This is a genomic window from Nitrospirota bacterium, from assembly GCA_020846775.1.
Classification (GTDB): domain Bacteria; phylum Nitrospirota; class 9FT-COMBO-42-15; order HDB-SIOI813; family HDB-SIOI813; genus RBG-16-43-11.
This window is the reverse complement of the sequence record JADLDG010000007.1, coordinates 1-8,620: the sequence shown is the minus strand read 5'-3', so window position 1 is coordinate 8,620 and position 8,620 is coordinate 1. Positions and strand designations below refer to the sequence as shown.

General features: G+C 41.3%; 14 protein-coding genes and 1 pseudogene. 7 read left to right on the top strand and 8 right to left on the bottom strand.

Translation table 11 applies throughout. From position 1 onward, the window contains the following. Window positions 1–32 precede the first annotated feature (32 nt). The 3 genes from IT392_01115 (at window position 33) to IT392_01105 (ending at window position 1,723) form a co-directional block, all read left to right on the top strand. Window positions 33–290, top strand: a complete 258-nt coding sequence (locus IT392_01115) for a hypothetical protein (GenBank protein ID MCC6543086.1) — start codon at window positions 33–35, stop codon at window positions 288–290. A gap of 177 nt (window positions 291–467) precedes the next feature. Continuing rightward, complete coding sequence (locus IT392_01110; protein ID MCC6543085.1) at window positions 468–1,133, top strand: nucleotidyl transferase AbiEii/AbiGii toxin family protein; 666 nt, start codon at window positions 468–470, stop codon at window positions 1,131–1,133. After that, the gene (locus IT392_01105) at window positions 1,130–1,723 is read left to right on the top strand and encodes a hypothetical protein (GenBank protein MCC6543084.1); all 594 of its coding nucleotides are present in this window, start codon (window positions 1,130–1,132) and stop codon (window positions 1,721–1,723) included. The genes IT392_01110 and IT392_01105 overlap by 4 nt, the downstream gene beginning before the upstream one ends. An 11-nt stretch (window positions 1,724–1,734) precedes the next feature. Here the strand turns inward: IT392_01105 and IT392_01100 are convergent, their stop codons facing one another. From IT392_01100 to IT392_01065, 8 genes and pseudogenes are all read right to left on the bottom strand, one after another. Next, window positions 1,735–1,911, bottom strand: coding sequence for a hypothetical protein (locus tag IT392_01100; protein MCC6543083.1), 177 nt, complete (start codon window positions 1,909–1,911; stop codon window positions 1,735–1,737). An 86-nt stretch (window positions 1,912–1,997) separates the two neighbouring features. Further along, a complete protein-coding gene (locus IT392_01095) occupies window positions 1,998–2,453 on the bottom strand; it encodes a nucleotidyltransferase domain-containing protein (GenBank protein ID MCC6543082.1) in 456 nt (151 codons plus the stop codon). Window positions 2,454–2,610: 157 nt separating this feature from the next. Next, window positions 2,611–2,838, bottom strand: a complete 228-nt coding sequence (locus tag IT392_01090) for a dihydrofolate reductase family protein (GenBank protein ID MCC6543081.1) — start codon at window positions 2,836–2,838, stop codon at window positions 2,611–2,613. A 159-nt stretch (window positions 2,839–2,997) separates the two neighbouring features. Continuing rightward, the gene (locus tag IT392_01085) at window positions 2,998–3,366 is read right to left on the bottom strand and encodes a VOC family protein (GenBank protein ID MCC6543080.1); all 369 of its coding nucleotides are present in this window, start codon (window positions 3,364–3,366) and stop codon (window positions 2,998–3,000) included. 365 nt (window positions 3,367–3,731) lie between these two features. Next, window positions 3,732–4,001, bottom strand: coding sequence for a DUF2442 domain-containing protein (locus IT392_01080; GenBank protein MCC6543079.1), 270 nt, complete (start codon window positions 3,999–4,001; stop codon window positions 3,732–3,734). Further along, window positions 3,973–4,217: pseudogene (locus tag IT392_01075) on the bottom strand (DUF4160 domain-containing protein). Before IT392_01075 ends, IT392_01080 begins: the two are co-directional and overlap by 29 nt. Window positions 4,218–4,283: 66 nt before the next feature. After that, window positions 4,284–5,180 carry an ImmA/IrrE family metallo-endopeptidase gene (locus tag IT392_01070; protein MCC6543078.1) on the bottom strand — a complete coding sequence of 299 codons (897 nt, stop codon included), beginning with the start codon at window positions 5,178–5,180 and terminating at the stop codon, window positions 4,284–4,286. Next, complete coding sequence (locus IT392_01065; protein ID MCC6543077.1) at window positions 5,177–5,596, bottom strand: helix-turn-helix transcriptional regulator; 420 nt, start codon at window positions 5,594–5,596, stop codon at window positions 5,177–5,179. The genes IT392_01070 and IT392_01065 overlap by 4 nt, the downstream gene beginning before the upstream one ends. A gap of 140 nt (window positions 5,597–5,736) precedes the next feature. Between IT392_01065 and IT392_01060 the strand changes: the two genes are divergently transcribed. The 4 genes from IT392_01060 (at window position 5,737) to IT392_01045 (ending at window position 8,519) form a co-directional block, all read left to right on the top strand. Beyond that, a complete protein-coding gene (locus IT392_01060) occupies window positions 5,737–6,729 on the top strand; it encodes a hypothetical protein (GenBank protein ID MCC6543076.1) in 993 nt (330 codons plus the stop codon). A 105-nt stretch (window positions 6,730–6,834) separates the two neighbouring features. Next, complete coding sequence (locus IT392_01055) at window positions 6,835–7,410, top strand: DUF445 family protein (protein ID MCC6543075.1); 576 nt, start codon at window positions 6,835–6,837, stop codon at window positions 7,408–7,410. Between the two features lie 403 nt (window positions 7,411–7,813). After that, the gene (locus tag IT392_01050; protein ID MCC6543074.1) at window positions 7,814–8,338 is read left to right on the top strand and encodes a hypothetical protein; all 525 of its coding nucleotides are present in this window, start codon (window positions 7,814–7,816) and stop codon (window positions 8,336–8,338) included. Further along, entirely contained in the window at window positions 8,325–8,519 is a 195-nt protein-coding gene (locus IT392_01045; GenBank protein ID MCC6543073.1) for a hypothetical protein, read from the top strand. Before IT392_01050 ends, IT392_01045 begins: the two co-directional genes overlap by 14 nt. Window positions 8,520–8,620 lie beyond the last annotated feature (101 nt).

Genomic DNA, 8,620 nt, shown 5'->3' with positions numbered 1-8,620 from the left:
TCCGTATCTCTTTTTGGGGGTTAAACACCGGTTTGGCACTGATGGTTGCGATGAGTCTTTTCCCGGGCGGCGTACTCCAACTTCTGGATGTGTTGAAAAACGGATATTGGCACGCCAGAGGCCCTGATTTCTCAGGTCAAAGGATCATGTGGACACTGGAATGGCTCCGTATGCCGGGGGACCTTGTCTTCATTGTATTAGGCGTTGTCCCTGCATTGATTGCCGTGATACTGACCTATATATCCATAAAAAGACAGCCGACTTCTACTCTTGCTTCTCGTAATCATTAATTAGCATACTTTTGATTTCTGATTCAGCAAAGTCAAAAATTGGGACCGCGTAAAGCGGCTTAAAGAAAGACACCATTGCTCACCTTCAAACAGATATTTGATGAGGCAATCCGACGATTTGACAAGCTGTATACAAAATAATATAATTCCATAAACTTAACACATTTGTTAATAAATATGGAACGTGCAATTGCAGAGAATCAGGCTAAAAATCTAAAAATAGATGTAATCCAGATTGTCAGGGAGTTCTGGGAGACTGTGATCCTGAAAGGGCTGTTTGATTCTCCTGAGGGGAAGTCGCTCATATTTAAGGGCGGAACTGCACTGAGGCTTGTCTATGGCTCGCCAAGGTTCTCCGAAGATCTCGGCTTCTCACTGACGGCAGACCGCTTACAAGACAAGTTTACCCACCTGATTAAAAAAATCATTTCACCCTTTCCTGAGCTTGTAATAACAGACCTTGAGGAAAAATATTATTCTTACCTCGGAGAGATAAAGATAACACTGGATTATTTACCGTCACCGTTCAGGATTAAGGTCGAAATATCAAAAAGAAGAGAAAGGGGATATAAATCTGATCTGGCGATGATATCTTCACCTGTCTCCACTGTCCAGTGCCTTGGCAGAGTGGCCACACTGGAACAACTCTATAAAGACAAGCTTGCCTGCCTTAAAGACAGGGCAAAGTCAAAGGATGTCTTTGATATGTGGTATATTTGCCAGAAATTAAGAAGACCTTATGAACCGCAGGATGTTTCAATACCTGTGAAAGAACTGGTGCGCGATCTAAGGAAATATCTTCCCAAAGATTTCTGGCCGGTGATTGATAAATTGAAGTCATGAAGACTATCGAGCTTATAAAAACGCTGGATCGGCTTAACAAACCATTCTACTCCATATCAGATATGGAAAAAATAACCGGTCTGTCCAGAAAAAGCCTATATGTGACATTGAACCGATTGGTGGATATGGGAATATTAGACAGGATAGGCACTGGTATTTATCGCACCTTTACGACAAAACCTTCCACTGAGACCATTGCCGCAACCCTTTACATGCCAAACTACCTCTCTTTCGAATCCGTACTTTCCAGATATGGTGTCCTTAATCTTATCCCGTATACTGTTACCTTCGCAACAACTAGAAAAACCAAAAGACTTACTATTGAAGGAAGGGATGTGGAATTCAGGCAGATCAAAAAAGATATCTTCTGGGGATACGAAATGCAGGGTGGAATCTATGTGGCAAAGGCTGAAAAGGCATTCCTTGACCTTATATATCTTGCATCAAAAGGAGTGGCATCCATAGACATGGATGAAATTAATTTAAAGAAACTCTCCATTACCGTCGTGAGAAAGCTATCAAGAAGATTTCCGGAATATACGCAGAACTACCTGAAAAAGATTATGATGATGATTCCTCCAATGAAATAGGCTTTGATAATTTAAGAGACTGTGCATGTGAGGCAGGGTTTGAATACAGCATTGTCATAGTTCCCGTTGTATTCACCAGAAATGAGTGTCCTTATGTTCTCTGCGATAGTAAGATTTCCAATAGCCTTCTGCTCAACAGCTTCAAGAAAGAAATCGCACCAGCTTTCCCAATCATAATGTTCGGACACATATCCAAATATTAGATATTGTTTTTAGCCGATTTATCTATGGACTTTCTTTTTTATTCTGCCGGTTATCATTGAAATATTTAAAGTCATCTTCTGATAGCTTCCAATACTTCCTTTGTATATAGGTCATAGACAGGCTTCCAGTCCTGATAAAGTTTGAAAACCATTTCCTCGTAATCTGTCCTTCGGTCATCATCGCGGCTGTAGATTAATTGACCGTTGATTGCCTCAGCCTGAATGATTACGCCGGTATCCTGAAGAAAGACAAGGTCTAAAGGAAATGGAGAGAATAAATCTGACAAGTCCGAATATAATTTTCCATAAAGCCTTATTCTTTCTTTTGTATCTGACACCGGTTGCAAAAAAACTACTCCGACATCAATGTCGGCAAGTGGATCAATAGTTACCGGCTGTTTATTATCCAGAAGATCAACCCCTTCATCGGCCATGGAACCAAACAGATAGACTGCAAGGATAGGATATCCCTCACAAATCCTGTGTAGCTCTATTTGCCCGCCGGCTTCTTCATTCATTTGTATCAAGAGACACTCTCCTGCTAACGGAATCTGTATTTCACTAACGGCACGGATGATTATAGGTTAGATAAATGCAAGATGTAAAGGTTTCTATAGGTCACGCTCGTCCAATACTCCTTCCATTGGAACGCCTAATGTCCCAGTGACAAATTCTATTATATTATTACACCTGCTGATAGCGCAGTAAGACGACCCCGTTTTTAAAAGAATTTGTCTCTAAAAGCTTCAGGTTGTGTTTCTCCTTAAGGTCTTTAAATAATGGTTTCCCTGCACCCAAAATGACAGGATGTATCAATACGTGGTATTCATCTATCAATCCCAGATTAGTCAGTTGCTGTACAATACTTGCACTCCCGGCAATTAATATATTCTTGCCCGATACCTGTTTCATCTTTTCTATTTCTTCCTTTTTGGTATGACCAGAGTTTTTTTAATGTCAGCATGAGCAACAAAGTATTGAAGTCTAACTTTCGCGGTAATGGACTGGCCTGTAACATAACGATGCGGTGCTGAAGGCCAGTCTCTGCTGGCTGCGCTTGTTAGCCAATGCTTATTTAGCGTTGGGATCATATTGCATAATCCCAAATGTGTTACCTTCTGTATCTTTTAAATAGGCCGCATATCCAACTCCGGTAATGGACATTTTTGGTTGAGTCACCTTACCCCCTGCCTTTTCAACCTTATCTATATATTCATCAATATCAGGCACCTCTATTGAGTTAACGACATTTTCTGTAAATTGCCCCCTTCGCATAATGCCACCATCAATCCCAGGTTCTTCTTTTTCACCTGTTGCGACTAACCAATATTCTATAGGACCTTCCCATTTGTTGATTTTCCACCCAAAAACCTCATTGTAAAATGATATGGCCCTTTCAGGCTCAGCTGCACTTATTTCAAAATGAGTAACTCTCGGCATGACATATCTCCTTTCCTTTAATATGGTTTACAAGTTAGTATCTAGTTTATTCAATTTTAACAGTCAAAATAATCAATTGCAAACTTACCTAATACCTCTTATTAGCAGGCTTTTATAAATCGGGAAATTATAGTTGTCTAACATTGACTCCAACTACCTGAGCCTCAATATAAACATTGAAAAATCCTGGCCTAATGTTTCAATGGAGTTATCTTTCCGGGATATTCCGGATAATATGACAATACTGCATATGATCCTGATCCCAAAGAATGGATTGATTTTTAAATCAGGAGGTGATTTATAATGAAGTGTGTGTTTTGTGGAGGTAAGTTAGAAGAGAATGTGGTTACATTTAAACCTCTTGTTCATCCTTTTGATATGGTTTGGGGTGCTGGTGCTCCCCGAAGGAGTCCTTCGGTGCTTAAATCTTCATCGATATCCCCCCAATGAATGCCATAACCTCCCCCGCAGATTTGCCAGTTCTTTCGTTGTTCCGGTGTTGCATTGAATAACCTGGGATACCAGGCAAGTGGTACAGAGATAATACGACCGTCCATTAAACTAACGCTTACGGTATCCTCAGTTATCTGGACACCCTTCACCCGTTCATCTGCTGCCAGTGCTAAAATACCCATACCATGCCTCCAACAATTTTGATTGATTTTCCAGAATTATAGATTGTATCTCTCTTAACTCCTTTGGGCTAAAACCAAAGTTACGTGCCAGACTTATCGGCTGTAACCAGAACTTGGCTGATAGATTCTCACGGTCAACATGAATATGCGGCGGCTCAGTTGTTTCATGGCTAAAAAAATAAAGGCGATAGTGCCATGTCTTAATACAGTTGGCATTATTTTATCCTGATTGTATGCAAGTAGAGCAGTTATGTCAATTAGGAGTATGCGATGATTATCGGTCTACGTTTTAATCTTTTCTTCCGGGAAAACCAGTGCCACAACCCTCTGAGTCGAATCAGTCTTATCAATCGGCGGGAGATTCATAGCCTCAACTTTATAGACAGGATGCGCAGGTATCTTCCAGTTTTCTGTCGCATTTGTAATCTCATTAGGATCCACCGCCCTGTAGACACAGGAATCATCCGGGACAGATTTATTTCGCGGAATAAAATATCTGAATCCGGGAGAGGGCACCGTATAAACAACCCTCATCTTAGGCGCCGTATCAGCCCCCCATCTTTTTTCATACTTCCTGTGCCCCGGCTCAAGAAAGACCGCTGCACAGACCTTAATTCCACTGCTGACCATCTTTATGATAGCAGCGCTCTTTGATGCCCTGAACAGTTCAGACAATGGAAGCACAGAACTCATGGTAAGGCCATATGCATTCAGGCTTTCATTGAAGTGATCCCCGGGAAGGAGCAGTTCAGATGCGGCTATATTACATAATACCTCAACCTCCCTCTCAGGGTCCGCCTTCTCATGCCTCTTTTCACGCCTACGTATGAACTCAGCACAATCCGGAAAGAATGTATGGGCAATCTCATGGCAAATGGAAAAGTTCTGCCTCTCAAGCTGTGTAATAGTTTTGTTTAAGAGGATCTTCAGGCGTCCATCCTCTGCGGGTACGATCATCGCATCAATAGAGGAGGGCAATTCGACAGGGACAATCCTGATGCCGATCAGGCTGGCAAGGATGGCGGGATCAAATGGAGGTCCGCTCCATCCAAGACCTGTGGCATAACTTACAAGCCCTTTGGCTTTCTCCCGGATAATCGCCTCCGGATCAACCTCCCTGCCATGCCGGGTCTTATCTTCTTCAATCAACCTCGTAACAGACGGATGTTTCCACCTCATTTTCCACTCGTTACCCTGCTTATAGTCTCACACAGATACGCCCAGTCCTCTTTGCTCATTGGCCCCTTTTTCCGCGTCTTTAACTGCGATAGTGCCTTGACAATATCCTCAGGTACCGGGTTTCCCTTTCTGCGGCGCTCTTTAAGTAACTCCTCAAGCCCCGTGTCTATGTTCTCCATGACCATCATCATGGAGCGGGCCTCCGGTATTTCAAGCAGGTCCGCTATGGTAACATCCATGGCATCTGCAATCTTCTTCACAGAATCAATAGAAGGGCTTATAATAAGCTCATTCTCAAGCTGAGAGATATACCCCTTTGAGACACCCGACTTTTCTGCAAGCTTCGGCAGTGTCATGCTCTTCAGCTTTCGCAGATTGGCAATTCTTTTACCTATATGACCTTTATATTCTGACATAGCTTAATCCTCCATAACTACAGTAACACACAGGGTTTTCTATTTCAAACAAATAGTTCATTGGGTTAACTTGACAAATAGGTTAAGTCTGGTAAACTATTGTTCTGATAAGTTTCTAAAATAGAAAGGAGATATTAACTATGAAAGACGTGCAGGGACATTTAAAAGGATTCAGGATTGGTGACCCGGGGACCCATGAAAACCTAACACTGTACCCAATCTTCAGAGATGAAGAACCGGTTCTGGAGTACCTTATGCTGGACGAGGTGCTCAAGCTGGGTGTTGTCACAATAACAGAGATCGATGAGAGTGGAAGCGTATCTGAACTGAATGTAAGAAATGATTCGGATATGGCAATCCTGCTGCTGGATGGAGAGGAGCTTGCGGGTGCAAAACAGGACAGGATCATTAATACCACGATACTCGTAGCGCCACAGTCCACAATGGTTATTCCGGTAAGTTGTGTGGAACAGGGGAGGTGGCATTATAAGAGCATGGTATTTTCCACCGACGACCGGATGTACAAGCCGACAGACAGGGGCAAAAAGGCAAAACGGGTCTTTGAATCCATCAATGCAGGCACGGGATACGATGCCGGACAATCGGACATCTGGAGAGAGGTCGCTTTTCAGCACGCATTGCATAAAACCAGCTCAAGGACGCAATCCATGGCCGATATCTATGAACACCAGAGGGGAAACCTTGATGACTATATACAAGGGTTTAAGATTACGGAAGGGCAAACCGGTTTCATTGCGCTGATCAATGGAAAGATCACCGGCCTTGAGGCCCTCAGCAGACCCCGGGCATTCAGCATAGCATGGCCTAAATTGATCAGGAGCTACGCACTAGATGCGATTGACATGAGGATGAACGAAGGAAGCTCGATGATCCCCCCTTTAGAAAAGGGGGGTATGGGGGGATTTGATTCCCCAGACTCCATAACCAGTTGGCTTGCCTCCATCAATCCACGGGATCTATCCATCCACAAATCCCCCGGACTTGGTGATGACATCCGGTGGGATGAAGAATCTAATGTAGGATTTATTTTGTCCTATAAAGACGAGGCTATACATACGGCGGTTTTTGAGGTTGAACAGACATATGTCCGCAGATCCGAATTTGTATATTGACCCATCAGATGGTGTCTGGTTTTCTGATATAGAACATGAATGGTACGAGAAAGATCCAGGCTCTCAAATTTTAGACATTAATGAATATAATTTAGGAGGTTTTGGATGAATGAGTTCATGGTCCTTAAAATGATAGTTATTAGTGCACTAATTGGAGGTTTAATTGGATACTTTACGAATGCACTGGCAATCCTGATGCTATTCCGTCCCTATTGCGAAAAAAAGATATGGGGTATTAATATACCTTTTACTCCAGGAATGATCCCACGGGACCAACCGAAATTAGCAAAATCTATTGGTGAAATAGTCGGGAAACATTTGCTTTCAGATGAGATGATAAACAATGCATTAAAAGATAAGGGATTTGAGAGTTCAGTGAATGATTATATTTCGAATAAAGCAGGAAATTATATACCGGGTGAATTCTTGAAAAAGAATGTCTGTTTAATTATTGCACCCTTAGTGATTTCATCAATAAAATTCATTTTCCCAAGGGTCATCAGTAAAGTTGATATACCCCGTATTGTAGAATCAAAAATCAAAAGCTATGAAGCTAAGAATTTAGAGACATTAGTATACCAAGTCTCCAAAAAGCATCTCAGGTATATTACGCTACTCGGAGGAGTCATCGGTTTTATTATAGGGATCATTCAAGCTATTTTATTGTTGTTAATGATATGAAAAGGCTAAATATGAGTATGGCTTTTATGAACTTGCAGTAAAAAGGATGATCAAGAGGGCAATGATCCGTCAGGATTTAGAAGAAGCTGTTTACATTACCACCTATTGTTGTTGTTATTACTGCATATGATCCTGATCCCAAAGAATGGATTGATTTTAAAATCAGGAGGTGATTTATAATGACGTGATCTTTCAGGGGAAAATAAGTCAGTACTTCTTTTTAATATTTGCTCTGTATTTGCACTCCTCGTCATTACTCCGCTGGCCAAAAGACTTATAATTTAAGATGATTTGTTGAACATTATTTCAAGATTTGATATAACTGCATGTAATAATTGGCTTATATTTACATTGACAAATATAGTCTGTGCGGTGACTTCTTTTGCTCACTACGGGGGTTATAATGCCGACCCAATCTTTCCCAGATAATCATGAATTCAACAATCCGGCCCCATATCTAGGACATATAGTTGCCTTGATAGCGAATCCAGCAATAAATGGAGTTATTATACAGGTCATACAAAATAAGCCGGAAAAAAAGTATGTTGTTATCCACAACGGAAATAAAGCAACTTACTATGCAATGCAATTAAGGATATCAGAAGAACCCTGCCCCTCAATAAATACTTTTCCTGATCAAGAAGTTTTTGATAGTCTTGACAGTCTGCGTCATCAGCTATGGGCTGTTGCAAGAGAAGAACATCAAAGAATCAACGCAGAACTTGCCCAGTATAGGAAAGTAAGTCTCACGTCAAGTTATAAATCAAGGCTTAATATTCTTCAAGATCAACTGAATAATGCAACCAATGAAAAGATTCGCTGGATGAAATTTGCAGAAATCAATCTGGCAGAGATTCAGGCAAATATTATAACGCAGGTAGTTGTGTTCGAAGTGATGGTTGTAAAGGGAGAAAATGTCAGAATATAGAATATTTATTGAGGAGTTGAAAGAAAAGCGGTTAAGGTGGATAGGAGCAAACCGGGAAAATGGATTTGAAGAAGGTATACTAAAACTTCTCACAGACCTATATCCAGATAAAGCCCATTTCATTTTTGAGCTGCTCCAAAATGCTGAAGATGCAACCTCAAAGTCAATTAATTTTCCATAGTCCCGGGCACTTTAAATTCCATAGCTGAAAATCAGCAATCTTTATCAGTACCTCATTATTATTAAACTATCTTTTCTGCGCTTTCACAGATTAAAACGGCT